This is a genomic window from Nocardia sp. NPDC023733, assembly GCF_040639775.1.
Lineage (GTDB): Bacteria > Actinomycetota > Actinomycetes > Mycobacteriales > Mycobacteriaceae > Nocardia > Nocardia rosealba.
The window spans coordinates 1,390,749-1,415,018 of sequence record NZ_JBFAAN010000001.1 but is presented as its reverse complement, the minus strand read 5'-3'; the positions used below and the strand labels follow the sequence as shown (position 1 = coordinate 1,415,018).

Below are 24,270 nucleotides of genomic sequence, written 5' to 3'. Positions count from 1 at the left end.
CCGTCGGACCCGAACGCGGACCGCACCACTGCTTCCACTGCCACGATCGAGCTCATGCGTGATCGTGGATGTAGTAGGTGAACTGGTCTTCGATCATGAGGTCATCTCCGTCGGATCTTTCGGATACGAGCCCGACTTCGGGCTCGCGCGGGGCTTTCGAAATTCCTGGCTACTCGGCCGAGGGCGGGGTGCCGAGGACGAGACCGTAGGCACGACGGCCGACGTCACCGGAAAGGTCGATCGTGATTCCCTTGTCCTGGGTGAACTCGTTCAAGGCGTCGGGTCCGAGCTCACGGCCGGTGCCGGACTGTTTGAATCCGCCGAACGGCAGGTACTGAGAAATGTTGTGGTAGTCGTTGATCCACACCGAACCGGCCTCGATCCGACGGGCGACCTCGAGCGCGCGCTGGTTGTCACGGCTCCACACAGCGGCGGCCAAACCGTACTCGGTGTCGTTGGCGATCTTGATCGCCTCGTCCTCCGAGTCGTACTTCAGCACCGAGAGCACGGGGCCGAAGATCTCCTCGCGGGCGATGGTCATGTCGTTGGTGACACCGGTGAACACCGTCGGCTCCACCCAGTAGCCCTTCTCGAAGCCCGCGCCGGTCGGCACGCCGCCACCGATGACGACCGTGGCGCCCTCCGCCTTGCCCTTCTCGATGTAGCCGAGGATCCGCTCGTGCTGGGTCTTGCTCATCACCGCGCCGATGTCGGTGGCCGGATCCAGCGGGCTGCCGATCTTCAAGGTCTTCAGCCGTTCGACCAGACGCGCGACGAACTCGTCGTGGATCGACGCGGGCAGCAGCAGCCTGGTGCCGGACTCACACGCCTGACCCGCGTGCAGCAGGAAGGCATAGATCGAACCATCCACCGCCGCAGTCAGATCGGCGTCGTCGAGCACGATGTTCGGGCCTTTGCCACCGAGCTCGAGCAGCACGCGCTTGACGGTGCCCGAGGCGTCGGCCATCACCTGACGGCCGGTGGCGGTGGAGCCGGTGAACGACACCAGCCGCACGTCGGGGTGCTTCACCAAGTGGGCGCCGACGGTCGGGCCGTCACCGACGACGACGTTGAGCGCACCGTCGGGCAACCCGGCCTCCTTCAGCAGCTGGGCAAGCTCGAGTGCGAAGATCGGGGTCTTCTCGTCGGTCTTGAGAACAACGGTGTTGCCCGCCGCCAGCGCCGGGATGGACTTCCACACCGCGATGACCGCCGGGAAGTTCCACGGAACGATGCCCGCGCAGACGCCGACCGGCTCCTTGCGGATAAAACTCGCCGAAAGCACCTGGCCGGCAACAGGTCCCGAGCGCTCCCACTCATAGGTGCGGGTCAGTTCCGCGTAGTGGCCCAGGTGCATCAGTGGGAAGCCGACACCGATGGCGCCCGCCAGTCGCACCGGTATGCCGGTCTCCCTGGCGCTCAGCACCGCGAGCTCATCCATCTTGCCGCTCAGTGCGGCGATCACGCGGTCGATCACGGCGGCCCGCTCGGCGGGCGAGGTGTTGCGCCAGACACCGGACTCGTGGGTCCGCTCGGCGGCGGCTACCGCCGCGTCGACGTGGCTGGTGTCGGCCTTCGCGACGGTGACCACAACCTCTTCGGTGGCCGGGTCGATCACCGGGATGGCGGTCTCGGTATCGACCCACGCACCATCGATGAACAACCGGTAGTGCGGGACGCCGTCACGGTCGACGGCTGCGCTTTCGGGAAGGGTGGCAGTCATTGATCACCTTTGTTGCGAATTGCCGGCAATTCCGCCGGAGGAAGGCATGAACGGGCCGGTCGGTCGCTACCCGAAGGTGGCCGATCTCCGGTGGCCCAGATTCGAAGGTAGAGAAATCCAGATCACACGAGTGTCCAAATTCTTGGACACTCGCTGCGCGCGAAATGCGGTCCCTTGCACTGGCTTGCTCTGCAGTCGTCGACTGTGATTCGACGACCACGAATTTCCGCTTCGGAACATGTCACTGGGTTCGTACAGCTCAGCGACCTACGATGAGAACAGCCGGTGACCAGGCCTCGGGTTCTCCCGGCACGATTCACGATCGCTGCCGGTGAGCTGCCCCGGCCGCGTTTCCCCATCACGAAAAGAGACGAACATGACCGGACCGCTCGACGGCGTGCGCATCCTCGACCTCACGTCGAACTTCATGGGCCCTTTCGCGACGTTGCTGCTGGCCGACATGGGCGCCGATGTCGTGAAGATCGAGTCGACGGCCGGCGACACCACGCGCGGTGTCGGTCCATGCCGCAATCCCGGCATGGGCGCGATCTTCTTGCACCTCAACCGCAACAAGCGCAGCGTTGTGCTCGATCTCAAGTCCGCCGACGGCAACGCCGCTCTCCAGCGCATGCTGGCCTCGGCGGATGTGCTGCTCTACAGCCTGCGGCCGAAGTCGATGGCACGCCTCGGCTTGGCCTATGAGCAGGTCCGTGAGCGAAACCCACGCCTGATCTACTGTGGCGCTTTCGGTTTCGGCCAGAACGGCCCCTACGCAGACCGGCCCGCCTACGACGACCTCATCCAGGCCGCCGTCGGCATGCCGGTCCTGCAGAGCCGCAAAACCGGTGAGCCGACCTACATCGCCACCGCGATCGCCGACCGCGTCGTCGGCATGGCCGCGGCCAACGCCATCACCACCGCCCTCTACCGCCGCGAACGCACTGGACACGGCCAGGAGGTGCAGGTCCCGATGTTCGAGACATTCGCCCAGTTCGCCATGGGCGATCACCTCTACGGTCACACCTTCATCCCGTCGATCGGCACCTCCGGTTACGCCCGGATGATGAACTCCGACCGCCGCCCGTACCGGACTCGCGACGGCTATCTCGGCGTCAACGTCTACAACGACAAGCACTGGCACCGGTTCTTCGTCCTGGCAGGCAGGCCCGAGATGGCCCAGGATCCCCGTTTCACCGATATCGGCGGCCGCACCGAGAACATCGGGCTGCTCTACCGTTTCCTCGCCGAAGTACTCGAAACCAAGACGACGGCGGAGTGGGTGCAGATCCTGGCCGAAGCCGACATCCCCGCCATCGAGATGAATACTCCTGAAATGCTTCTCGACGATCCGCACATGAAGGACGTCGGGTTCTTCATCGAGGAGGAACACCCGACCGAAGGCCTGCTGCGGTCGCTGGGTATCCCGCAACAGTGGAGCGAAGACGCCCCTGAATTGCGGTACCCCGCACCGAGGCTCGGCGAACACTCGGTACAGGTCCTCAGCGAGTACGGGTTCGGAGAAGACGAGATCGAGCACTTGATGTCGACGGGTGCGGCATACACGCCGGAGACCCTGCAGACCTGACCGAATGAGCTGTCGACCTGATCGACGACAGCGTCGAGCGAGTTCAGGCGCCCGCGAAAGATCGACTGAACGACTGTCCCGCCGACACCCGATTGCGCATGCCCACCAACCGAGCGGATTCGTAGCGGGCCAGGCCTTCTTCGACTTCGATGCCGTCGAGCGCCTCGGCCAGCGCGGCCGCGTCCGCTACCGCCTCTTCGAATCCCGCACCGGTCATGGGTGTTTGGGCGTGCGCGGCGTCGCCGAGCACACCGATGCGGCCGTTGACCACTCGCTGCGGCAAATACTCGGTGATCGGCGTTGCCACCACTTCCCGTGCCTGGAACGCTTCGACAACTCCCGTACGCCACGGTTCGGACCACCGCTTTTCGGCGGTGCGCACCATCTCGTCGTACACCTCGGCGGGGATCGCGTCCACGCGCGGTGTGTGCTTGACCTCCGTGCCCTCGATCGCACCGATCCGCTGGAACAGCGAGGTGTGGTGCGGGTCGAACCAGCCCCACCCGTAGCGGGTGACGCCCCCGTCACGATCGATCAGTGGGTACACGGCGAGCATGTCGTCCTCGCCGGAGAAGAAGTCGGGGCCGCCTGCCCGGTCGAGATAGGACTCGGGCAGTTCCGATTGTCCGAGCCACACGACGTAGCCCGCGTAGTCGGCGACGGGGCGCGCCCGATCCACCCAGCGGCGCACCACGCTGCGGTACCCGTCCGCCCCGAGAAGGACGTCGCCGGTCCACGTGGAGCCGTCAGCTTCCCTGGCCCAGGCGGTGGTGTCGTCCTGTCCGACCTCGACGATGCGCACGTTCTCGACCACCGTGACGAGCGGTTCCGCATCGGCGGCGGCACGTAGCGCCGAGTACACGTCCCACCAGGAATGCGGGTACACGCCCTGGCGCATCGAGGCCGGGCCTAGCGCCGTGCCGACGATCTCGCGCGCTTGCCGACCGAGCGCCCGGCGCAGACCGGCACCCGACACCAGAATCGCCACGCCACGTTGGGTGCGCCCGGATGTCCGCTCGAGCACGGTCACGGCTGTACCGCGAGCCGCCAGCGCGAGCGCCGTTGTCAACCCACCCAGTGAGCCACCGACGATCAGTGCCGCCGCGTGCCGCGACGTCTGCCCGGAACTGTTCGTAGAAATGACGGTCTCCTCGATTCACGCCGCGCGACCCTTCACCGCGATGCGGTAGGTGCGATCGGCCCACAGCACTCGGCCGTGCTGCTGTCCGACTCGATGGTGACACCCGCCGATCACCCGTTGCAGGGGAGAAATTGCTCCTAGGAAGACCGCGAACCTGGTGACCACCCGTGTAGCGCGCCGATGGTGGAGCCCCTGGCTCAGGAGTACTCGAGAATTCCCGTGACCGAGGCGGAATCCTCCGCCGGCAGTCTGTCCCCGTTGTCGACCGGTACCGCCGGATCCGGCAGCGCATGACCCATCCGCTCCCGTTTTGTGAACAGATACGCCGCGCGGTGAGGGTCGGCCTCCACAGTGAGCGGCAACAGCCCAGATATCCGAATCCCGTTGTCCGCCAAGGCCTTCGCCTTATCGGGATTGTTCGTCATCAGCCGCACCGCGGTGACGTCCAAGTCGCGCAGCATCTGGGCCGCGGCACTGTAGTCCCGGGCATCGACTGGCAGACCGAGCGCGATGTTCGCGTCGACGCGTGCGCACCCCGAGCTTCGGATCGATGTTGCGCGGCGGCTCCGGCGAGGTGGCACAGGTGCGATTCCTCGGCGCGGGGTTCGTCATTCTCCAACCCTCGGAGTTCACCTTCGGGACGACCGGCTCGAAGTAGCCGTGCTGCGCTTCGATCAGTCGTCGGGCGAGGCGCGGCGGTTACGTTTGATGACGCCGCGCCGCTTCTTCGCTGAGATTCGACGTTCCTTCGCTCCGCGCGAGGGTTTGGTGGCGCGGCGGACAGGTGGTGGTGCGGCAGCGGCCTCACGCAACAACATGGCCAGGCGTTCGCGGGCAGCCGCGCGGTTCTGCAGCTGTGCGCGTTGCTCCGAGGCGGCGATCGTGAGTACTCCGTCGACCAGACGAGTTGCCAGGCGGTCGAGCATCCGGGTGCGCAGTCGCTCGGGCACCGACGGCGACTCAGCCAGGTCGAACGACAGCTCCACCCGGCTGTCGGTCGTGTTGACGTGCTGGCCTCCCGGCCCGGACGACCGTGAGAACCGCTCGCGTAACTCGGACGCTGGTATCACCAGCGCCCGGGTCACGATCAGGTCCTCTGCCATGGTCCGACGCCGTTCTCTCCGGTTCGCGAGTCGGCTCGGCCACGTCGCGACTGAATGGTGGTCTCGTAGCGAACCTCCACCACCGATTACATCATCCGGGGCGGCAGACGATCTCCGGTCAGCCGATCGCGCCCCGATCGCGCAAGACTGTGAGTTCGGCCCGGGTGAAGCCCCAGTCCCCCAGCACTTCGTCGGTGTGCTCACCGGGTTCGGCCGGCGGCCGCTGGATCGCACCGGGAGTGCGACTGAAACGCGGTGCCGGAGCGGGCTGGACCACTCCTTCGACATCGACGAAGGTGCCGCGTTCCCGCAGGTGCGGGTTGTGCGGTGCCTCGGTGAGCGAGAGCACCGGGGTCAGGCAGGCCTCCCGTCCCGCTGCGAGAGCACACCATTCGTCGCGGGACTTGGTGCGGAACACGGCAGCGAATTTCTCCTGCATCGCGGACCATTGCGATTTGTCGTGCTGGTCGGGCAGCTCGGATTCGTCGAGGCCCATGATCCGCAGCAGATTGCGCCAGAAGCGGGATTCGTTGGCGCCCAGGCTGATCCAGCCGCCGTCGGCGGTTTCGTACACGTTGTACCAGGGCGCGCCCGAGTCGAGCCGATTCACACCGCGCTCGTCGCTCCAGTAGCCTGCGGCGAACAGCCCGTAGAACAGCGTCATCAGCGAAGCCGAGCCGTCTACCATGGCGGCGTCGACCACCTGACCCCGGCCCGACGTACGACTCTCCAGCAGCGCGGAGACCACACCCAGCGCCAAATACAGTGCCCCACCGCCGAAGTCGCCCGCCAGGTTGAGCGGAATGACAGGTGGTTCACCGGCGCGGCCGACCGAATGCAGCACCCCGGTCAGCGAGATGTAGTTGACATCGTGACCGGGGTCTTTTGCGAGCGGCCCGTGTTGGCCCCAGCCGGTCATCCGGCCGTACACCAGCGTCGGATTCACCGCCGTACATTCATCAGGGCCGAGGCCGAGTTTCTCCGCGACCCCCGGCCGGAATCCTTCGAGCACCACGCGGGCCTCACCGACGAGGCGCAGCACCGCCTCGACCGCCTCGGGCTTCTTCAGGTCGAAGACCGCGCTGCGCCTGCCCCGGTTGAGCAGGTTGAACTTCGCGTCGATCGGTGCGCCGCCGTCGTAGCCCGGTGGGCGGTCCAACCGGATGACGTCGGCACCCAGATCCGACAGCAGCATCGCGGCGAAGGGTGTCGGTCCGACCCCGCCGAGTTCGACGATGCGAATGCCCGTCAGCGGGCCACTGCCGTCAGCCATCGCTGGCGCTTCGCTGTCCGAGAACACCGCGGAACCGCTCGTCGGCGCCGCCGATATCCTGCGCGGCAGGCAACGGGGGCGGTCGTTTGCCGTCGAACGACAGCGGCAGTCCGACGACCCCGATCTCGTCTTCGGTGGGCGCACCGATGATGCCGAGCGCCTTGGTCTGCTCGTGGGCCACCATCTCGGCAGTCGTCTGCACCGGCGCCACGGGAACACCGAAGTCCTGCAACCGTTTCTGCCAGTACTCGCGCGGGTGCTCCGCCAGCCGGTCTCCGATCGAGCGGTCGATCTCGGCGCGGTTGGCCAGCCGAGCGGTGTTCGTCGCGAACCGGTCGTCGCTCGCCCATTCGGGTCGGTCCAGCGCCTGGCTCAGGCGAGCGAACAGTCCGTCGTTGCCGCAGCTGATGATCAGATCACCGTCGGCGGCCGAGTAGGCGCGGTGCGGGACGATGAACGCGACCCCCGAGCCGTGGCGTTCACCGGGAGCGCCGTCGGCGTTGTAGCCCGCGACGCCGATCGACATCCATGCGATCGCCGTTTCCAGCAGCGAGGCGTTCACCGCGGCACCGTCCAGCTTGGATCGGCGCCGATGGAGCGCGGCGAGGATGCCGATGGCCGCCCACATTCCGGTGCCGAAGTCGATGATCGACACTCCCGCGCGCACCGGTGGGCCGTCGTGTTCGCCGGTGATGCTCATGATGCCGGAGAACGCCTGCATCAGCGGGTCGTAGCCGGGCAGACTGTTCATCGGCCCGTTGTGTCCGAACGCGCCGACCTCGCAATGCACGAGTTCGGGTTTGGTGACCCGCAGGCTTTCGGCGTCCAGACCGTACTTCGCCGCGGAGCCGGGTCGCAGATTGTGCAGGAACACGTCGGCGCGTTCGGCGATCAATTGGTGCAGCAGCGCGAGCTGTTCGCGGTCCTTGATGTCGATACCGATGGACTGTTTGCCGCGGTTGAGCGCGTGGAATGCCGCGCCGCTGCCTTTCCACATGCTCGGACCCCACCCGCGCGATGAATCACCGGTGGGTCGTTCGACTTTCCACACCTCGGCGCCGAGCTCGGCCAGAATCTTGCCGGTGAACGGCGCCGAGGCGCTGTCGCCGAGTTCGACCACGACGATTCCGGACAGCGGAAGTTCGCTCTGCTGGTTCATGACGTACCTCTATCCGGGGTTCGCGGCGGTGAAGACGGGGATGGTCTGTGCACCGCGTTCGACGAATCGGACGGTGACGTCCTGATCGATCGCGATGGCCTCGGGGTCGCCTTCGATCTGGGCGAAGAGCATGTAGCCCTCGGCCATCTGCACGAACCCGACCGTGTAGGGCGTGATCGACGCCCATACCGGCGTCGGGCCACGCATCACCGTGCTGAAGGAGTAGACCGTGCCGCGCCCGCTCGACTCCTGCCAATTCAGTGCGGACGAAGTACAGTAGGGGCAGTACGAGTGCGCGGGCCAGACGGCTTCGGCACAGTCGGCGCAGCGTTGAAAGGTCAGGCGCTGCTCGTCCAGCGCCGCCCAGTAGGGTGCGGCATCGAGCAACTGGTACGGCTGCGGCCAGTCGTTGGGTGTGGTCTCGCTCATGTTCGTCTCCGATTCCGCTCAGGCCGCCAGCACCAGGACGCTGCCCGCCGCCAACATGCCGCCCGCCCCTTGGACCAGAGCGGTCTCCGGCTTGCGGGTGGGCGCCAGCCCCAGCGCCTGCCCACGCAGCTGGCGCACGGTCTCGATGAGGGTGTCCATGTTGCAGGAGATGCCGGGCTGGCCGAAGGACAGCCAGCCGCCGTTGGTGTCGGTCGGTAGGTCGCCGTCGATGCCGGTGCGGCCCTCGCGATAGACGTCGATGCCCCGGCCCTTCTTCGCGAAGCCCAGATCCTCCATGACGATCGGTCCCATGTGCGCGAAGTTCACCGACATCTGGATCATATCGATATCGGAGGGGCCGAGTCCGGCCATCGCGTAGGCCTGCCTGGCCGCCTCGATGGTTGCGGTATGGGTCAGGTTGGGCAGGGTGCCGAAGCCGGCGAACTTGCAGGTGCGCATGTTCATCCGGTCCGACAGGTACTCGTGCGTGGTGGCCGACCCGTACCCGTGCAGGTAGACCGGCTTCTGGTGGGGGCGCACATTGTCGGGAGCGGTGACGACCAGCGCGCCACTGGTACCACCACCCCAGGTCGAACACATCCACCGGCGCAGCGGCGTCGCCACGTACGGCGAGGCGAGCACGGTGGCGACATCGATCTCGCCGTGCTTGGCCTTGGCCGCGTGCGGATGATGGGCACCCCAGCGCTGATTGGCGACGGCGACCTCGGCCAGATCGGCTTCGGTGATGCCGAATTCGTGGAAGTACCGGCGCGCGGCCTGGGCGTAGAGGGACGGGATCGTCGGTCCGTACATCACTTCGAACTGTGGATCCGCGTCGGCCTCCGCACCCATGGCCACCGCGTCGACGAACAACTCCGTCGCATCGCTCTGCAGGCACAGCACATACTCCGCCTTGCCCGCTGCGATCATCTGTGATGCCTGGGCGAGCGTGGCGGTGAGGCCTGCGCCGTGCAGGGTGAGTTCGCTGGTGAAAGTCAGCGGCATCTGCATGTGCGAGGCGAAGATGTTGTTCCACTGCGAGCGTTTGTCGGCCCACGGCGAGCGTCCGGTGAACAGGGCGTCCACCTGGTTCTTCGTGATCCCCGCGTCCGCGAGCGCCGCGACGGTGGCCTCGACGGCCAGTTGCAGCGGGTCCTTACGATCGGCACGGGTGGCATAGGCGTCACCCATGCCGACGATCGCTGCGACGGGTTGTGCGGTCATCGAATCAGCCCCGCACCTTTTCGGTCGGCAGCGAGGCGCCGACGAGGGCTTCGAGATCCTCGCGCTTGCGGAGCATGAGCAGGCTCCACTCGCTGCGCTGGACCACGTCGCCGTGCTGGTTGAGCGCCTTCATCAGGAAGGTGATGACGCCGAACTTCTCGTCCTTGTCCTTCTTGGCGATCACCTCGGCGGTGACGTAGATCGTGTCGTTGATGAGCACCGGCTTGAGGTAGCGCAGGTTGTCGATGCCGTAGTTCGCCTGGATCGACGGGCCGAACTGGATCAGGCCGGTCATCAGCGAGTAGGTCAGCGACCCCTGGACCAGACGCTCACCGAAACGAGTCTGCGCGGCGTAGTGGACGTTGGAGTGGATTTCGATCCAATTGCCGGTCAGCGCACAGTAATTCACCACGTCGGCTTCGGTGATGGTGCGTCCGCCGGAGCGGAAGACGGTGCCGACCTCGATTTCGTCGAGCGGCATGTCGATGCGGTTGTTGATGGTGGCCATCGGAGTTCTCCTGAGAGTGCTTGTGAGAGTGAGGATTACAGGCGCATCGACTTGGCGATGATGGTGCGCTGGATCTGCGAGGTGCCGCCGCCGATGGTGGACTGCACGCTCTCGCGCAGGTACCGCTCCATGTCGGCCTCGGGCAGGTTGGCGTAGCCGCCGAGGATCTGCATGCCGTCGAGGGCGCACTGCTTGAGCGTCTCGGAGCCGTAGAGCTTGGCCATCGAGGTCTCGCGGGCGGCGGGCAGACCGGCGGCCTTCATCTTGGCGGCGCGGTAGCAGAGCAGGCGCGCGGCGTCGACGCGGGTCTGGTTCTCGGCCAGCATGTGCTTGAGCACCTGGAACTCGTAGATGGGCTTGCCGAACTGGATCCGCTCGTGGGCGTACTTGTTGGCCGCGCGCACCGCTTCCTGGGCGTTGCCCACGTAGGCGGCGGCGACGGCACAGCGCTCGAGCTCAAGGTGGTCGGTGATGATCTTCCAGCCCTGACCGACCTGACCGAGCAACGCATCGGCGGGCACACGAACCTCGTCGAGGAAGATCTCGGTGGTGCCGGTGGCGTGGCGCGACAGCGTCGGCAGCTTACGGATGTCCAGGCCGGGAGTGTCGTTGGGAATCAACAGGACCGACAGGCCGCCGTGCTTGTCGTCGGCGTCGGTGCGCACCAGCATCGCGATCACCGTGTCCTTGGCCGCCGCACCCGAGCACCACAGCTTCTGGCCGGAGACGATCCAGTCACCGTTCTCGTCGCGACGCGCGCGGGTCTTGGTGTTGGAGGCGTCCGAGCCGGCGTCGGGCTCGGAGATCGAGACCGAGAAGCGGATCTGCCCGTCGATGAACGGCTTGACGTAGCGCGCCTTCTGCTCGTCGGTGCCGTACTTCAGGATGTTCATCGCGGTGAAGGTGGGGACCAGCACCGAGCAGGCGAAGTCGAAACCGAACTTGCCGAGACCCTCGGCCATCAGCGAGTAGTCGAAGATGTCGCCACCGGAGCCGCCGTCGGCCTCGTCGATGAGGATGCCGAGCCAACCCTGGGCGGCGATCTTCTCGTACGCCTCGTACGGGTACTCCCGGCCGCTGTCGCACTTGCGCACATATTCGACGGTGATCTCGTTGTCCATGAATTTGTTCACCGTGTCGAGCCAGGCGGCCTGCGACTCGTCCAGGAAGTTCGAATTCATTCTCTGTGCTCCGTATGCGATGAGTTCGGTTGAATTATTCGCCGAGATGAACGTTAATTCCGCCCGTCCGATGCGCCAAGTGATGATCTTCGAATTGCCTGTTCAACATCTACGAATCCTCGCCACGAGGCGCGAACAGGTCAGATAACCAGCAGGTCAACGCCACTTTGCCGCAACTGTTCGAGGCTGAACCACGAACCGGCACCCAGCAAGTGAAAAATATCGAATCGACGATTCGAAGACAGCGAATTGAATAGCCGTAGGGGCCGAACTATGGTCGGGGAGCAATCGCCGCCCAACCACAACGGTAACGTGGCGACATCGCCACGGCTATTCGGGAGTCATCATGAGAAGTGCCCCATTCTCGGCGCGGTACTGGAGTGCTGTCGAGACCCTCTCACCGCAGGAGTCGCGCCGGGTTCAGGACGAGCGGCTTCGCGAGCAGCTCGCGTACCTGGCCGCGCGCAGCGACTTCTACCAGGCGAAGTTCGCCGAGCACCGCATCGACGTGGGCAGGGTCGAGACCGTCGACGACCTCGCCGGACTGCCGTTCACCGAGAAGCAGGAGCTGCGCGACAGCCTCGCCTCCGCCCCACCACTCGGCACGCACGTCGCCGCCGCCGAGGCCGACATCGTGCAGATTCAGGCGTCCTCGGGCACCACGGGTTCACCGTCGTATGTCGGCCTGACAGAGAGCGACATCCGCACCTGGAGCGAACTGGGCGCACGTGCCCTCTACGCCAACGGATTCCGGCCCGGCGACCGCCTGCTGCACGGCTTCGGCATGAGCAAAGGCTTCGTCGGTGGCCTGCCGGTCGTGCAGATCCTGCAGTACATGGGCATCGTGGACATCCCGATCGGCGCGGAAGCGGGTGCCGAACGGCTGCTGCGCGTGCAGGCCGATCAGCGCCCCAACGCCCTCATCGGCACCCCCTACTTCCTCACCCACCTGGCCGAGCAGGCACCGCAGATCGTCGGTCGCGCTGCCGCCGAGCTGGGCGTACGCGCGATCAGTGTGGGTGGGGAACCGGGCGGCGGACTGCCCGCGGTGCGCGAGAAGCTCGAATCGCTCTGGGGCGCCACGGCGCGAGAGATGTTGGGTGGCACCGACATCGCGTGCACCTACTGGGGCGAGTGCGAGGTCGGCGACGGCATGCACTTCCTGTCACCGGATCTGATGATCGCCGAACTCATCGACCCCGAGACCGGCGACCAGGTGGCGCCCGTCGACGGCGCCGGCGGTGAACTCGTCTACACCGCGCTGCGTCGCCAGGCCTCTCCCCTGCTGCGCTTCCGCACCCGTGACCATGTGGTCGTCACCGGCACCGATTGTGCTTGCGGCCGAACGGGTTACAAGGTGCGCTGCGTCGGGCGGACGGATGACATGCTGATCGTGCGTGGCATCAACCTGTTCCCGTCCGCGGTCAAGGAGCTGGTCATGGAACTGGCGCCCGCGACGACCGGTGAGATGCGCATCCGTGCCGACTTCGAGGGCCACTCCACCCAGCGCCCACTTCCCTTGGTGGTGGAGTACGCGCTGCACCTGACCCCAGACCAGCGCGACGACCTGCGCGCCACCATCGAAGGCCGGGTGCGCTCGGCGCTCAACGTGAAGACGACCGTCGAGCTGGTGCCCGACGGCACCCTGAAGCGGCCCGACCATGTCAAGGTCGCGCTCATCGAACGGGTATCGACCGAATGAATGCTGGATATTAAATATTGTCTGCATGCAAACGCACTATGATCGGAGACACCGGTCCGGCCCGACAGCGGAGGTGAGATGGGCACGCTCAACCGGTTGCACCTGATCAGGCAGGTCGACCTGTTCACCTTGCGCCTGTTCCTCTCCGCGATCGAAGAACAGCAGATCGGCCTGGCCGCGATTCGCGAGAACATCGCCGCGTCCACCGCGACCAAACGCATTCAGGTGCTCGAGAACATCGCGGGCGTCAAACTGCTGGAGCGGACACCGAAAGGGGTGATTCCGAGCCAGGCGGGGGCGATCCTGGCCCGCCACGCCCGGATGATCTTCGACAGTCTCGACGACATGCGCACCGAATTCGCCTCGCTCACCGAGGGCGTGCAGGGCGAGTTGCGGATCGTTTCGGCCCGGTCGGTGATCGTGCCGTTCCTGGCTCGTGAGCTGGGCGAGTTCAGCCGCGAGTACCCGCTGGTCGACCTGGTGGTGCACGAGGTGGAGAACGCCGATATCGTGCAGGAGGTGGCGCGCGGTGAAGCCGACCTCGGCGTCTTCGTCTCGGCGTATGGCCTGGATCTGGACGGCGTGGAGGTGACGCCGTACCGGCGCGACCGCATCGTCGCCGTGGTTCCCCTCGAGCACTCGCTCAGCGGGCAATCGAGCGTGACGATCCGGGACCTGTTGCCCGAGAACCTGATCGCGCCGCGCGCGCTGGTCGGTGCGCTGCGCGCCGCGGCGCACCGAATCGGTGAGGAATACGCCCCGAAGCACGTGTTACGCAGCGGCGGTGCCGCCATCAGCCTGGTCCATGCCGGGCTCGGCGTCACCGTGCAGCCCGAATGCCTGGTCGGCCACGAATGGACCGGCCGCGTCGCCGTGCTGGAACTCGCCGAACCCTGGGCGGAACGACGGATCCATCTCGCCACTGCCCGTGGTCGCGAATTCAGCCCGGCCGCAAAAGTTCTCATCGAACAGTTGCTGACCCGTCCGATCGATGAGGACGAGCCGACGCCGGGCCGGTGAGTAGGCCGGAAAAGCTCGCGCGACCCTACTCACCGTGCTGACGGTCCGTCAGAGATGTTTGGTGAAGAAGGGCACGAGGCGGTCCAGCGCCTGCGATACCGCTTCGGGCTGGTCGTAGAGGTCGTAGTGCGTCACTCCCTCCAAAACGACAAGTTCCTTGTCCTTGGACGCGGCGCGCTGGTAGAGCTCGAACGCGTCGCGGTAGGCGCCGAACGCGCCGGGCTTGTCGCCGACGACGAGGCACAACGGCTGGGTGAGCAGGATCTCCGCGCGGGTGTAGGCATCCCAACCGACGAGGCGCGCCTGCCGGGAAAACAGAAAGCTGGTGCGGCCATTGGGTTTACGCCCGCGGTCGGTCTTGTAGTACTCGGTCGCCTCGACCAGGTCGACATCCGTCAGACCTGCCTGCTCGGCCGCTTCCGGGGACGGTGGCAGCAGATCGTTGACCTGCTCGTCCTTGCCGCGAGCCTCGGCGGTGCGCTGCGCGGCCATCGCCTCGAGCGCACCCAGTGGGTCGTATTCGGTGAAGCCCTCGAGCATTCGCCGCCCGACATTCGCACCGGTCACCGTGCCGAGGGCTTTGATGCGTCGTTCGGTCATGGTGGCGTTGACGGCGTAGCCACCGCCGCCGCAGATGGCCAGTACCCCGATCCGGTTCTCATCGACCCAGGGCTGGGTGACCAGATAGTCGATGACGTAGCTGAAGTCCTCCGCACGAAACCCTGGGTCCTCGATCAGGCGCGGTTCGCCCCCGCTGTCACCTTGAAAGCTCGCGTCGAAGGCGATCGCCACGAACCCCCGCTCGGCCAGCGCGGTGGCGTAGATATTGCCCGAGGTCTGTTCCTTACAGCTGCCGGTCGGGTGGGCACTGATGATCGTGGTGTATTTCCGGCCGGCATCGAATCCCGGCGGATAGTAGATATCTGCCGCGAGGTCCCAAGCCAGGGCATTGATACGAACGTGTTCGATGTTGTCGGTTGTCATGAGCTTCCTCTCTCGTCAAGTGAATTTCGTGGATCGTCCGCGACGGGCGTCGGTTGTTACGCAACGGACCGCGCGCGGGCGGCCCATCGTGTTCCCAGCCCACCTACCGCGCCCGCCAAGAGCAGGCGGCGCGCAGTGGGATGGGTCGCCAGCCAGGTGTAGGGGCTGAACGGCAGCGCTTGTTTTCCGAAATCCCCTTTGACGCGTGCGTCCCCGCTCGGCTCGTAGAGATTGCCGTCGGTGTCGGTCGCCGCGTCCTTGGTTTGCTCCATCGGAATACCGAACTTGGCCAGCACGACGTCGGCCAGTCGGGGGGTGAGGTGCTGTGTCACCTTCATCAGCTTGGCCGCGCCACCGGCGTAAAGATCGCGGACCGGGTAAGTGGCGGCGAACAGAACGCACTCGGCGACCACCGCCGGGTCGTAGAACGGCGGGGCGCCCTTCGGCTTCACGCCCATCTTGTTGCGGCCGTTGTCGAAGAACGGCGTATTGATCGCCGCCGGTTTGATACTGGTGACCGAAATCGGTGTACCCGCGGCTTGCAGCTCCCGCCGCAGAGCGTCGAGCATTCCTTCGACCGCGTGCTTGGACGCGGCGTAGGCGCTGTTGAGCGGCATGGAGATCACCGTCTCACCCGAGCCCACCGACACCAGCGCACCGCCGCCCGCCCGGCGAAGATGCGGCAGCGCCACCTGGAAGCCGTGCACCTGTCCCATGAAGTTGACCTCCATCAACCGGCGGAACTCCTCGGGTGTGGTGTGTTCGAAGTCCGCGTAGACCACCACGGCCGCGACAGCGACCCATGTATCGATCCGACCGAACTTCGCCACGGCCGCCTCGGCGACGGACTCGACCTGAGCCCGGTCGCTCACATCGCAGACGACATACACCGCCTCCCCACCGGCGTCCTCGATCTCACGCACAAGCGTCGACAGCCCCGCTTCGTTGCGCGCCGCCACCACCACCTTCGTCCCCGCGGCGGCAAGCCGAGGTGCGGTCTCTCGACCGATACCGCTCGATCCGCCGGCAACGACGGCAACCTGCTGCTCGAGTGGTCGAAGCTTGATCCTTGACATCCGTGATCCCTTCAGTAAGGCCAGGCCTCCAGCGAAAATTACGCATTATGCTTAGATGACGCCACCGTGCGCCTACCCCATTCGGTGGGTCCGAATCAGCGGGCCGAGAATTCCCGAAGCGGCCTCCCGAACCGTGCACAGCGCCCGAGGCCGATCTCCTGTTGGTGGGTGCCGGGTCGGCCCCCGGTGAGCAGCCCGCGACCGCAGCGACGGCCCGCGCGGCTCGGCCTACGTGAAGCGCGACATCCCGCAACTGGTCGAGTTCTACGAGGGGGCGCGTTGGTGCTGGACGAATTGGTCACCGAGACTTTCGGTTTCGACGACATCGCCGAGGCTTTCGACTACTGCGCCGGGGAGAACGGCGCCCGCGAGGGCTCCTCTCCCCTGGGGTCACGTAACGCAGGAGCGGCGTGGGCGGTCGGCTCCGCGATGCAGGCGTTCACCGGTCGTGGCGACAAACGGATCCGGCATGCTCTTCTCGGTATGCTGAGACTTCGCTGGGCACTGCTGGAGATCCGCTACGGAGGAAGCCATGAGCGCACCGCGTCTTCCGCTCGCACGCGCGGTGTCGCCGCTGGAACTGTTCTTCGACCTGGTCTTCGTCCTGGCACTGGGGCAGCTCACCCATCATCTGGTTTCACATCTGAGCTGGCGGGGCGCGGCCGAGACACTGGTCGCGTTGATCGCGGTGGTCGGAATCTGGACGTTCACCACCTTCGAGATCACCATGCTCGACGTCGAACGCAAGACCACCCAGATCATCACCGTGGTGGTGATGGCGTTCGGTCTGTTCGCCAACGCCGGAATCGCGCACGCGTTCGACGACAGTCCGTGGCTGTTCGTGGTGCCGATGCTGGCCGCGCTGATCGGACCCTGCGTCTATGCCGCGGTGACCGCGCCCGGCGAAGCTCTGCGTGAGCACTTCCTGCGGGTGTTGCTGTGGTTCGCGGTCTCCACTCCCCTGTGGCTGATCGGCGCGGCGGTGGAACCCGAGAACCGCCTGTGGCTCTGGGCAGCCGCGGCCGCGATCGACCTGATCGGCACCTGGGCGGCGCACCCGATCCCAGGGCGACGGATCCATTCGCGAGAACTGGCTTTCGACGCCGAACACATCGTCGAACGGATGCGGCTGTTCCTCATCATCATGCTCGGCGAGACCGTGCTGACGCTGGGCCGGGTGATCACCGAACACCACGACGACGCACTGGTGCTGACCATGGCCTTCGGCTGTTTCGTGGCGCTGGTGTGTCTGTGGCAGATGTACTTCGCTCGGGCCGAGCATCAGGTGGTCCGGCACATCACGCGCACCGCCGACCCGATCGCCGCCGTGCATCTCGGGCTCAGCGCGATCTACGGGGTGGTGGCGGGACTGGTGATGTTCGCCGCAGGCGCGGAAATGCTGCTCGGCCACGCGCACACAGTTCCCGCCGGTGTCGCGGGCGTGCTCGTCCTGACCGGGCCTGCTGTCTACCTGCTCTCGCAGGCCGTTTATTTCTATCGTGAGACGCGACGCGATTGGGCGCCCCGCGTAGTCGGAGCGGCCGTGCTGGTCGCCGCGTCGATCGCGGCCTATCACCTGCCGCCTTGGTCGGTGGTGGTACTGCTCGTGCTGAGCCTGGGCGGACTGGCCGTTCGGCTGTCGCGCACGTCTGCGGGAACCACCACCGTTTGATCACACCTTCTGCCCTGGTCGAGGTGCGATTCTCATCTAACAGTCCGTTTAGACTGTACAACCGGACAGTTGGATGGTTAACCTGGTGCGGTGATCGCAGACCTCGAAACGAACCGTGCAGGCAGGCGCGAATGGTGGGCGCTTGCCGCCCTGGTCCTGGTGGTGCTGCTGCTCGCGATCGACGGCACGGTCCTGTACCTGGCCGTCCCGTCGCTGACCACCGATATCGCACCGACCGCGACCCAACTGTTGTGGATCGGCGACATCTATTCATTCGTGCTCGCGGGCTTGCTCATCACGATGGGCAATCTGGCCGACAAGATCGGGCGCAAACGGTTACTGCTCATCGGCGCCGGGGCGTTCGGCTGTGCGTCGGTACTGGCCGCGTTCGCGCCGAACCCGGAAACGCTCATCGCCGCTCGCGCGCTACTCGGTGTCGCGGGCGCGACACTGATGCCCTCGACACTGTCGATCGTTCGTCACCTGTTCGCCGATCCGAGACAACGCACCACCGCGATCGCGATCTGGTCCGCGGGCGCCACAGCAGGTGCCGCGCTCGGACCACTCGTCGGCGGTGCGCTGCTCGAAAGGTTCTGGTGGGGCTCGGTATTCCTGATCAACGTGCCGATCATGCTGGTCGTCCTCGTCGCGGGCGTCGTGCTGCTCCCGGAGTCGCGCGGCGACGCCAACCGGCCGGTGGACCTCATCTCGGCAGCACTGTCGATTGTCGCGATCGTGCCTCTGGTGTACGCGATAAAGCATTGGGTCGGAACGGGTTTCGACTGGACTGTGCTCGCGTTCGCGGCAGCGGGTGTGGTGGCAGGATGGTTGTTCGTGCGCAGGCAGTTGAATCTCGAGTACCCGCTGCTCGATATCGCGCTGTTCCGCCGACCGGCATTCACGGGTGCGGTCACCTCGTCGGCATTGTCGATCTTCGCGTTCATGGGTCTGCTGTTCTTCTTCTCCCAGTACCTTCAGCTCGTGCGCGGTTACGGGCCGCTGCGGGCCGGGATGGCCGAACTTCCAGCCACGATCGCGTCCATCGTGGTGATCGCCTTCGTCGGAGTGCTCGTCACACGATTCGGCCCGGGCCGCTCCATCGGCGCCGGTCTCGCCACTGCCGCGGTCGGCCTTCTCCTGCTCGGGTTGTCCGCCACCCACTCCGGCTACTGGGGTCTGGGTGCCGCCTTGGCGGTACTGGGTCTCGGCGTGGGTGTGGCCATGACGCTGGCGGTCGACGCGGTGGTCACCGCCGTGCCCCGGGAGCGCGCGGGCGCGGCGTCCTCGATCGCCGAGACCGCGTACGAACTCGGCGGGGCGCTGGGGATCGCGGTTCTCGGGTCCATCCAGTTGGCGAACTACCGGTCGCATGTGAACCTGCCCGCCGATACCGACGCGGCCGTCGTGGAGGACTCGCTCGCCGCCACCGTCGCGACGGTCGACGACCCCGGCATCGTCGCGCTGGCCCAGGACTCCTTCGCCCACGCCATGCAGACAACGTCGTTCATCGCGGCGGCGATCCTCGCCGTCGCGGCGATCCTCGCCTGGCGCACCATCCCTTCCCACGGCACTGCGAAAGTAGCTCGACATGACGAAGCCTGACCGCGCGACCACCGGCGACCGCACCGCTACCCGCGACAAGGAACGAACCCGCCGCGCCATCTTGGACGCGGCCGAGGCGGTATTCACCGAACGCGGCGCCAACGTGGCTCTGGCCGATATCGCGGCCGCGGCAGGCGTCACCAAAAGCGGTCTCATGCATCACTTTCCACACCGCGAAGCACTCGTCAACGGAGTCACCGAGCACATCCTCACCCGCTTGCACGAAGAGGTGCGCGCCCAGATCGACCTGTCGGAGAACAGACCCGGAAAATTCACCCGGGCCTACATCCGCGCCTTCACCGGCGACAGCGAATACGTAAAGCGAGTCCTCGCCCCCACCAGCCTCATCACCACCCTCGGCACCTCACCGGAGCGCGAAGCCCTCTACGAACGCGACGCCCGCATCCTGGCCGATGCCTTCGCCGCCGACGGTCTCCCCCACACCCGGGTACTCCTGATCCGATACGCCACAGAAGGGCTCGCGGTCGCCGCCGCCAGCCCCTACCTATCGGACGAAGATCTCGAGATCGCCCGTACCGAACTCCTCGCGATGACCGAGGTGAATACTCCACCTGACCTGTAGCATCCCGAACTCTCGACACCGAAATCGTGCTCAGCGCGGTGCGCATCTGCTCGTCGTCGCGGTAGAAGACAGCGGATCGGTAGGCAGGGCCGACATCTCTACCCTGGCCGTTCTCGATCGTCGGATCAAAAGTGGTCTCGACTGCTTCGGCATGTCCACGACCGTTGTGCGGAGTGGGACAGCCTGTGCCACCGGCATATCCAGCACGTGTCGAGACCCACCGCTCACAAACAGAGCGAGGGCCACCGGTGTTCCGGTGGCCCTCGCTTCGTATCGAGCTGGATCAGCCCAGGTTCTTGTGGAAGAACGGCACCAAGCTCTCCAGAGCTTCGCCGGTGGGGCCGGGCTGGTCGTACAGGTCGTAGTGCGAGGCACCCTCGACCACGACGAGCTGCTTGTCCTTCGACGCGGCACGACCGTAGAGCTCCATGCTCAAGCGCTGCGACGCGAAGGCGCCGGGCTTGTCGCCGATCACGACACACAGCGGCTGGGTCAGGAAGACCTCGACACGGTCGTAGGCATCCCAGTCGGCAAGGGCGGCCTGACGGCCGAAGTTGAAGCTGGTCTTGCCACCGGGGGCCTGGCCGCGATCAGTCTTGTAGTAGTCGGTGGCCTCGAGCACATCGATATCGTTGACGCCCGCCTGCTTGGCCGCCTCGACCGATGGCGGCAGCAGATCGTTGATCACTTGAGCCTGACCGCGCGCCTCCGCGGTGCGCTGCGCGGCGATGGCCTCGAGCATGCCCATCGGGTTGTACTCCGAAAAGCCCTCGCGCATCAGCCGGCCGACGTTGCTGCCGACCACGGTGCCCAGTGCCTTGATCCGGCGGTCGATCTTGGTGGCCGCCACGGCATAACCCGCGCCTCCACAGATCGCGAGGACACCGATGTTGTCGGCGTCGACGTACGGCAGGGTGACCAGATGGTCGATCACGAAGCTGAAGTCGCTGGTGCGGAAGCCCGGATCCTCGACCGAGCGCGGATCGCCACCGCTGTCGCCCTGGAAGCTGGCGTCGAACGCGGCGACGACGAAGCCGGCCTCGGCCAGCGCCTTGCCGTAGATGTTGCCCGAAGTCTGCGCTTTGCAACTGCCGGTGGGGTGGGCAGAGACGATGGTGGGATACACCTTCGACTCGTCGAACCCGGGCGGGAAGTAGATATCGGCCGCGATGTCCCAGGCCCAGCCCTTGACCGCCACTGTCTTGATGTTGTCTGCCATGACCTTTCCTTCTCCCATTCGCTCTAGCTACTCACTGGCTATAACTAGAAGCTACGGCCGTTACAGCAGCGCTAGAAGGGCAGAACAGTGCCTAGGAAAGATCCTTCCCACCCTGGCCGAATATCGTGGACCGGAGCATGGAGGCGCAGCTATCCTCCCGCTTCGCCTTCGATCGAACCGGTGACATGACCGAGCTGACGAGCGCCCCGCGTCGGCAACTCGACCAGCGCGACGTAACACGGTGGCTGCGCTCGTCATATGCGTCAATCCACTACCAACGACGTATGTTGAATCAGGCGGTGTGCGTAGTGGTCGAATCGCCCTCCGGACACAACCAGTACACCCACGGGTGGTGTCGCTTCGGCGATCACCACCCGTGTTTTGTCTATGTAGGTCAGCTTGAGGCCGATCTGACGGTAGACCGCGTTCTTGTCCTCCGGATCAGCTCGCCCCAGGGCCGAAACCATCCCACCGAGGGACTCGACCAGCTCCCGAATTCCTTCGCGGCTCAGCCGCGGTTTCTCGCCGACAGTTCGTTTCAAGCTCGCCAGCTGGCTCGCAGCAACCTGCCGTTCGGCCTGTGTCTGTCTGGTCCAGCCTGCGACCGTGACAGGATCAGCGCCTGCGTCGAGCGCGTCGCGGTACCGAGCTAGCTTTCGATCACAGTTGCTGATCAATCGTCTCGCCTCCTCGAGCTGGGGCGCCTGGTCAGCTTGGGCGCTCTCGAGCGTGACCAACGACTCCTCGACCTGCTCGGACCGGAAGATCTGAGCCAGCCAGTGGTCAAGCTGTCCTGTCAACTTGTCCTCGCGGATGTAGACCGATAGTTGATGGTCGATCTGGTTGGCGATGGCATATTCAGACGGGTACCGGCAACGGTAGTGCGCCTTGTCGTGGTTCCAAGTGCCCTGCATCAGGCGACCACACGACTTATGCGAGATCAGCCCCTTGAATGCGTAGGGGTGCTTACGACGCTGGGTCGCCCGACCCGTTGATCGCGGTCCGCGCGAGGCCAACCGCAGCTGCACCGCATCGAACACGGAGCGATCGATCAGCGGCTCATGCGCGGGCTGATCGGAGAATACCCATTGTGACTTCGGATTCCAGGTCAGCCGTGTTTCGTGGCCAAGGGCGACGTCCTCTACGTCAATGAGAGATTCCTGCTTGCGTTGCCTGTTTCAGACGGCGTATCGAGGGGGCGCACCTTGCCGCTCATTCGGGGCGGCGGCGCCGGTTCTGGGTTGAGACCGATGATGGTCATTCCTGGCACCAGGCCCAGCGGTTCACAGAAGTCGAGAAGTCGGTCAACGGTGTAACGCCCTCGTCCACCCGCGACGAGCAACGGTACGTCGGCCTCATTGACGCCGAGCCGAGCAGCGGTCTCAAGGCGTGATTCACGCAGATCCTCAATTGCGTTCGCGATGACACCCCCGAGGCGATCGCGGTGAGTTGTGTTGGGGACGATGCGTGGCACGCCACACTGTAGCAATCTCTCTGACCTGCACGAACGTTCACCTATGACATCCGGAGGCGGTGTTCGTTCCCCGGTCTCGCAGTAGGCCAACGCCGACTTCCCTCGGTGTATCCGGCTTGCCAACGCAGCCAACGACACGCCTGCAGCCTCGCGGGCAGCTCGGAGCTGCGCACCGACGATAGCGCTGTGACTGTCCATGCTGTCGCATCATGCCACCCTGTGGACACGTTGTGGACGACGAATCTCTCCCAGCTCCCGCAAGATTCGAGCAGTGCCAGAGGAGCTGCCGCAGCCGAACATGGCGATGATCCGGGATGTGTGAACCATGGGCCAAAGGTTCGACGACAGACCGTGTCTGACGTTCTACCGAGTGGCCAAGCCCAAGATCGGCACGGTCCGCGTCCACCTGGACATCGAGGTTGACGACATCGAAGCCGGTCGCTGTCAAGTGAATCGACGCGACCCCGGCGATGGTGAGTACTGACTTGCACACCGTTCTGCCCAGAACCCGCTCGTGGTCGCGATGCTCGGCGACCCTTCCGCGCACCACGGTCGCGCGAGAAGCTCAATCTACCGATGGTTCACCGATCCGGCCTCGCGACGGATCTACCCGGAAAGAGACCGGCCCGCAGTCACGCTCGTTCGTCGCCGACCTGCGCGCGGCCGTCGGACGACGCAGTCCCGGCGACGCCGATGTGACCGAGCTGGTGGAGGAGCTGGCCCGACAGTCAGTCGAACAGGACCCAGCTGACCATCCGCTACCGGGTAGCGCGCAGATCTCCGAAGACTCCCACGCAGGCACCCCCGGTGGTATCGGTCACCTGCAGGCGCAGACGCAACGGCTTGTCGAATTCGAGATGGATCGGCACAGAGGCACCGAGTTTCACGAGGACGTCGGTGAGTAGTGTTCCGTCGGCGTAGATCTGGAACTGCACGGCGATGTCGCTCGGCGTCGAATCGTCCTGTACGCCGAGCACACCGTCGAGCCGGGTGAACTTGCGTCCGAGGTCGTACTCGACGAACGCCATTTCCTTCCGGTAGGGCGAGAGCAGAACAGAGCGGCTGTAGGAAGTTCCCGACACCCGGCTCGGCCCGAACTCGAGATCCGCGGACTCCCCACCCGACAAAGGTTTGAAGTCCATCACGTATTGCACGGCATCGGTGCTCACGTCCGACAGAGCTCCCGAGGTCGACCCGGCAGCCGATGTCGATGTCGATGTGCCGGATCGGGAAGTGGTCGGCGCGGCGGCTATAGCGCTCGGACGCGGGGCGGTCACCGAAACCGGCGCCGCCGTGTCGTTCGCCGGTGCGGACGACCGCTGCGAGGCAAGTACCACCACCGCGCCGACCAGCACGACGCATGTAATCCCCAACGCGACGGTGGCGAGCAGCAATGGATTACGTCGGTTGCTCACCGGCGACGGCAGATCCGCGAAGATGGCGTCCAGGTCGGCCTGGGTGGCGGCAGCGGTGATCTTTTGCGCCCGCAGATCGAATTCCCTGAGGTCGATGCGCCCGGCTGCCTGATGCTCGTTGAGAAGCGCCAGCGCGCGGTCTCTTTCGATTGTTCCGATCCGTGGATTCATTTTTCTCTTCCATTTTCCGCAGCGCG

The 24,270-nt window shown here is 65.5% G+C and carries 23 protein-coding genes and 3 pseudogenes; 8 read left to right on the top strand and 18 right to left on the bottom strand.

The window, feature by feature from the left end:
* Positions 1-169: 169 nt before the first annotated feature.
* Complete coding sequence (locus AB0F86_RS06550; RefSeq protein ID WP_356982482.1) at positions 170-1,723, bottom strand: aldehyde dehydrogenase family protein; 1,554 nt, start codon at positions 1,721-1,723, stop codon at positions 170-172.
* 376 nt (positions 1,724-2,099) lie between these two features.
* On the opposite strand from AB0F86_RS06550, the gene AB0F86_RS06545 reads away from it, so the two are divergent.
* Positions 2,100-3,308 carry a CoA transferase gene (locus AB0F86_RS06545; RefSeq protein ID WP_356982481.1) on the top strand — a complete coding sequence of 403 codons (1,209 nt, stop codon included), beginning with the start codon at positions 2,100-2,102 and terminating at the stop codon, positions 3,306-3,308.
* Positions 3,309-3,351: 43 nt separating this feature from the next.
* Here the strand turns inward: AB0F86_RS06545 and AB0F86_RS06540 are convergent, their stop codons facing one another.
* Together AB0F86_RS06540 and AB0F86_RS06535 are read right to left on the bottom strand one after the other, a co-directional pair.
* The gene (locus AB0F86_RS06540; RefSeq protein ID WP_356983743.1) at positions 3,352-4,401 is read right to left on the bottom strand and encodes an FAD-dependent monooxygenase; all 1,050 of its coding nucleotides are present in this window, start codon (positions 4,399-4,401) and stop codon (positions 3,352-3,354) included.
* A 245-nt stretch (positions 4,402-4,646) separates the two neighbouring features.
* The gene (locus AB0F86_RS06535; protein WP_356982479.1) at positions 4,647-5,030 is read right to left on the bottom strand and encodes a hypothetical protein; all 384 of its coding nucleotides are present in this window, start codon (positions 5,028-5,030) and stop codon (positions 4,647-4,649) included.
* Between AB0F86_RS06535 and AB0F86_RS06530 the strand changes: the two genes are divergently transcribed.
* Positions 4,976-5,107 carry a hypothetical protein gene (locus AB0F86_RS06530; RefSeq protein ID WP_356983789.1) on the top strand — a complete coding sequence of 44 codons (132 nt, stop codon included), beginning with the start codon at positions 4,976-4,978 and terminating at the stop codon, positions 5,105-5,107. The genes AB0F86_RS06535 and AB0F86_RS06530 overlap by 55 nt on opposite strands.
* A gap of 16 nt (positions 5,108-5,123) precedes the next feature.
* On the opposite strand, the pseudogene arfB reads toward AB0F86_RS06530, so the two are convergent.
* From arfB to AB0F86_RS06495, 7 genes and pseudogenes are all read right to left on the bottom strand, one after another.
* Positions 5,124-5,531, bottom strand: a pseudogene (gene arfB, locus AB0F86_RS06525) (alternative ribosome rescue aminoacyl-tRNA hydrolase ArfB); the annotation flags it as partial.
* 139 nt (positions 5,532-5,670) lie between these two features.
* Positions 5,671-6,825 carry a CaiB/BaiF CoA-transferase family protein gene (locus AB0F86_RS06520; RefSeq protein WP_356982478.1) on the bottom strand — a complete coding sequence of 385 codons (1,155 nt, stop codon included), beginning with the start codon at positions 6,823-6,825 and terminating at the stop codon, positions 5,671-5,673.
* Positions 6,818-7,984, bottom strand: a complete 1,167-nt coding sequence (locus AB0F86_RS06515) for a CoA transferase (RefSeq protein ID WP_356982476.1) — start codon at positions 7,982-7,984, stop codon at positions 6,818-6,820. The genes AB0F86_RS06520 and AB0F86_RS06515 overlap by 8 nt, the downstream gene beginning before the upstream one ends.
* A gap of 9 nt (positions 7,985-7,993) precedes the next feature.
* Complete coding sequence (locus AB0F86_RS06510) at positions 7,994-8,413, bottom strand: OB-fold domain-containing protein (RefSeq protein WP_356982475.1); 420 nt, start codon at positions 8,411-8,413, stop codon at positions 7,994-7,996.
* Between the two features lie 18 nt (positions 8,414-8,431).
* Positions 8,432-9,637 (bottom strand): thiolase family protein, encoded by a 1,206-nt coding sequence (locus AB0F86_RS06505; RefSeq protein WP_356982473.1) that lies wholly within the window; start codon positions 9,635-9,637, stop codon positions 8,432-8,434.
* A gap of 4 nt (positions 9,638-9,641) precedes the next feature.
* The gene (locus AB0F86_RS06500; RefSeq protein ID WP_067488624.1) at positions 9,642-10,145 is read right to left on the bottom strand and encodes a MaoC/PaaZ C-terminal domain-containing protein; all 504 of its coding nucleotides are present in this window, start codon (positions 10,143-10,145) and stop codon (positions 9,642-9,644) included.
* A 35-nt stretch (positions 10,146-10,180) separates the two neighbouring features.
* Entirely contained in the window at positions 10,181-11,326 is a 1,146-nt protein-coding gene (locus AB0F86_RS06495; RefSeq protein ID WP_356982471.1) for an acyl-CoA dehydrogenase family protein, read from the bottom strand.
* A 346-nt stretch (positions 11,327-11,672) separates the two neighbouring features.
* Here AB0F86_RS06495 and AB0F86_RS06490 point away from each other — a divergent pair, with 346 nt between their 5' ends.
* Together AB0F86_RS06490 and AB0F86_RS06485 are read left to right on the top strand one after the other, a co-directional pair.
* Positions 11,673-13,028, top strand: a complete 1,356-nt coding sequence (locus tag AB0F86_RS06490) for a phenylacetate--CoA ligase family protein (protein ID WP_356982470.1) — start codon at positions 11,673-11,675, stop codon at positions 13,026-13,028.
* A gap of 78 nt (positions 13,029-13,106) precedes the next feature.
* Entirely contained in the window at positions 13,107-14,048 is a 942-nt protein-coding gene (locus AB0F86_RS06485) for a LysR substrate-binding domain-containing protein (protein WP_356982469.1), read from the top strand.
* Between the two features lie 48 nt (positions 14,049-14,096).
* Here AB0F86_RS06485 and AB0F86_RS06480 read toward each other — a convergent pair whose 3' ends face one another.
* On the bottom strand, positions 14,097-15,032 hold the full coding sequence (locus AB0F86_RS06480; protein WP_356982467.1) for an alpha/beta hydrolase: 936 nt from the start codon (positions 15,030-15,032) through the stop codon (positions 14,097-14,099).
* Positions 15,033-15,088: 56 nt separating this feature from the next.
* Complete coding sequence (locus AB0F86_RS06475; protein WP_356982465.1) at positions 15,089-16,108, bottom strand: SDR family oxidoreductase; 1,020 nt, start codon at positions 16,106-16,108, stop codon at positions 15,089-15,091.
* Between the two features lie 532 nt (positions 16,109-16,640).
* Here AB0F86_RS06475 and AB0F86_RS06470 point away from each other — a divergent pair.
* The 3 genes from AB0F86_RS06470 (at position 16,641) to AB0F86_RS06460 (ending at position 19,965) form a co-directional block, all read left to right on the top strand.
* On the top strand, positions 16,641-17,780 hold the full coding sequence (locus AB0F86_RS06470) for a low temperature requirement protein A (RefSeq protein WP_356982464.1): 1,140 nt from the start codon (positions 16,641-16,643) through the stop codon (positions 17,778-17,780).
* Positions 17,781-17,870: 90 nt separating this feature from the next.
* The gene (locus tag AB0F86_RS06465) at positions 17,871-19,382 is read left to right on the top strand and encodes an MFS transporter (RefSeq protein ID WP_356982463.1); all 1,512 of its coding nucleotides are present in this window, start codon (positions 17,871-17,873) and stop codon (positions 19,380-19,382) included.
* Complete coding sequence (locus tag AB0F86_RS06460) at positions 19,369-19,965, top strand: TetR family transcriptional regulator (protein WP_356982461.1); 597 nt, start codon at positions 19,369-19,371, stop codon at positions 19,963-19,965. The genes AB0F86_RS06465 and AB0F86_RS06460 overlap by 14 nt, the downstream gene beginning before the upstream one ends.
* A gap of 73 nt (positions 19,966-20,038) precedes the next feature.
* Here AB0F86_RS06460 and AB0F86_RS06455 read toward each other — a convergent pair.
* The 5 genes and pseudogenes from AB0F86_RS06455 to AB0F86_RS06435 all read right to left on the bottom strand — a co-directional run.
* Positions 20,039-20,083: pseudogene (locus tag AB0F86_RS06455) on the bottom strand (hypothetical protein); the annotation flags it as partial.
* 165 nt (positions 20,084-20,248) lie between these two features.
* The gene (locus tag AB0F86_RS06450) at positions 20,249-21,184 is read right to left on the bottom strand and encodes an alpha/beta hydrolase (protein WP_356982459.1); all 936 of its coding nucleotides are present in this window, start codon (positions 21,182-21,184) and stop codon (positions 20,249-20,251) included.
* Positions 21,185-21,447: 263 nt separating this feature from the next.
* Complete coding sequence (locus AB0F86_RS06445) at positions 21,448-22,224, bottom strand: hypothetical protein (RefSeq protein ID WP_356982457.1); 777 nt, start codon at positions 22,222-22,224, stop codon at positions 21,448-21,450.
* A 101-nt stretch (positions 22,225-22,325) separates the two neighbouring features.
* Positions 22,326-22,658 (bottom strand): hypothetical protein, encoded by a 333-nt coding sequence (locus tag AB0F86_RS06440; RefSeq protein ID WP_356983788.1) that lies wholly within the window; start codon positions 22,656-22,658, stop codon positions 22,326-22,328.
* Between the two features lie 54 nt (positions 22,659-22,712).
* A pseudogene (locus tag AB0F86_RS06435) lies at positions 22,713-22,856 on the bottom strand (helix-turn-helix transcriptional regulator); the annotation flags it as partial.
* A 325-nt stretch (positions 22,857-23,181) separates the two neighbouring features.
* Here AB0F86_RS06435 and AB0F86_RS06430 point away from each other — a divergent pair.
* On the top strand, positions 23,182-23,409 hold the full coding sequence (locus AB0F86_RS06430) for a hypothetical protein (protein ID WP_356983741.1): 228 nt from the start codon (positions 23,182-23,184) through the stop codon (positions 23,407-23,409).
* A gap of 7 nt (positions 23,410-23,416) precedes the next feature.
* Here AB0F86_RS06430 and AB0F86_RS06425 read toward each other — a convergent pair whose 3' ends face one another.
* Positions 23,417-24,244, bottom strand: a complete 828-nt coding sequence (locus AB0F86_RS06425; RefSeq protein WP_356982455.1) for a DUF1707 domain-containing protein — start codon at positions 24,242-24,244, stop codon at positions 23,417-23,419.
* Positions 24,245-24,270 lie beyond the last annotated feature (26 nt).

Bases quoted from the DNA above. Each gene is read 5' to 3' on its own strand.
- AB0F86_RS06450 (WP_356982459.1), bottom strand. From the start codon at position 21,184: ATGGCAGACAACATCAAGACAGTGGCGGTCAAGGGCTGGGCCTGGGAC.
- AB0F86_RS06475 (WP_356982465.1), bottom strand. From the start codon at position 16,108: ATGTCAAGGATCAAGCTTCGACCACTCGAGCAGCAGGTTGCCGTCGTT.
- AB0F86_RS06460 (WP_356982461.1), top strand. From the start codon at position 19,369: ATGACGAAGCCTGACCGCGCGACCACCGGCGACCGCACCGCTACCCGC.
- AB0F86_RS06550 (WP_356982482.1), bottom strand. From the start codon at position 1,723: ATGACTGCCACCCTTCCCGAAAGCGCAGCCGTCGACCGTGACGGCGTC.
- AB0F86_RS06425 (WP_356982455.1), bottom strand. From the start codon at position 24,244: ATGAATCCACGGATCGGAACAATCGAAAGAGACCGCGCGCTGGCGCTT.
- AB0F86_RS06485 (WP_356982469.1), top strand. From the start codon at position 13,107: ATGGGCACGCTCAACCGGTTGCACCTGATCAGGCAGGTCGACCTGTTC.
- AB0F86_RS06510 (WP_356982475.1), bottom strand. From the start codon at position 8,413: ATGAGCGAGACCACACCCAACGACTGGCCGCAGCCGTACCAGTTGCTC.
- AB0F86_RS06520 (WP_356982478.1), bottom strand. From the start codon at position 6,825: ATGGCTGACGGCAGTGGCCCGCTGACGGGCATTCGCATCGTCGAACTC.
- AB0F86_RS06430 (WP_356983741.1), top strand. From the start codon at position 23,182: ATGCTCGGCGACCCTTCCGCGCACCACGGTCGCGCGAGAAGCTCAATC.
- AB0F86_RS06470 (WP_356982464.1), top strand. From the start codon at position 16,641: ATGAGCGCACCGCGTCTTCCGCTCGCACGCGCGGTGTCGCCGCTGGAA.
- AB0F86_RS06480 (WP_356982467.1), bottom strand. From the start codon at position 15,032: ATGACAACCGACAACATCGAACACGTTCGTATCAATGCCCTGGCTTGG.
- AB0F86_RS06490 (WP_356982470.1), top strand. From the start codon at position 11,673: ATGAGAAGTGCCCCATTCTCGGCGCGGTACTGGAGTGCTGTCGAGACC.
- AB0F86_RS06495 (WP_356982471.1), bottom strand. From the start codon at position 11,326: ATGAATTCGAACTTCCTGGACGAGTCGCAGGCCGCCTGGCTCGACACG.
- AB0F86_RS06545 (WP_356982481.1), top strand. From the start codon at position 2,100: ATGACCGGACCGCTCGACGGCGTGCGCATCCTCGACCTCACGTCGAAC.
- AB0F86_RS06505 (WP_356982473.1), bottom strand. From the start codon at position 9,637: ATGACCGCACAACCCGTCGCAGCGATCGTCGGCATGGGTGACGCCTAT.
- AB0F86_RS06500 (WP_067488624.1), bottom strand. From the start codon at position 10,145: ATGGCCACCATCAACAACCGCATCGACATGCCGCTCGACGAAATCGAG.
- AB0F86_RS06515 (WP_356982476.1), bottom strand. From the start codon at position 7,984: ATGAACCAGCAGAGCGAACTTCCGCTGTCCGGAATCGTCGTGGTCGAA.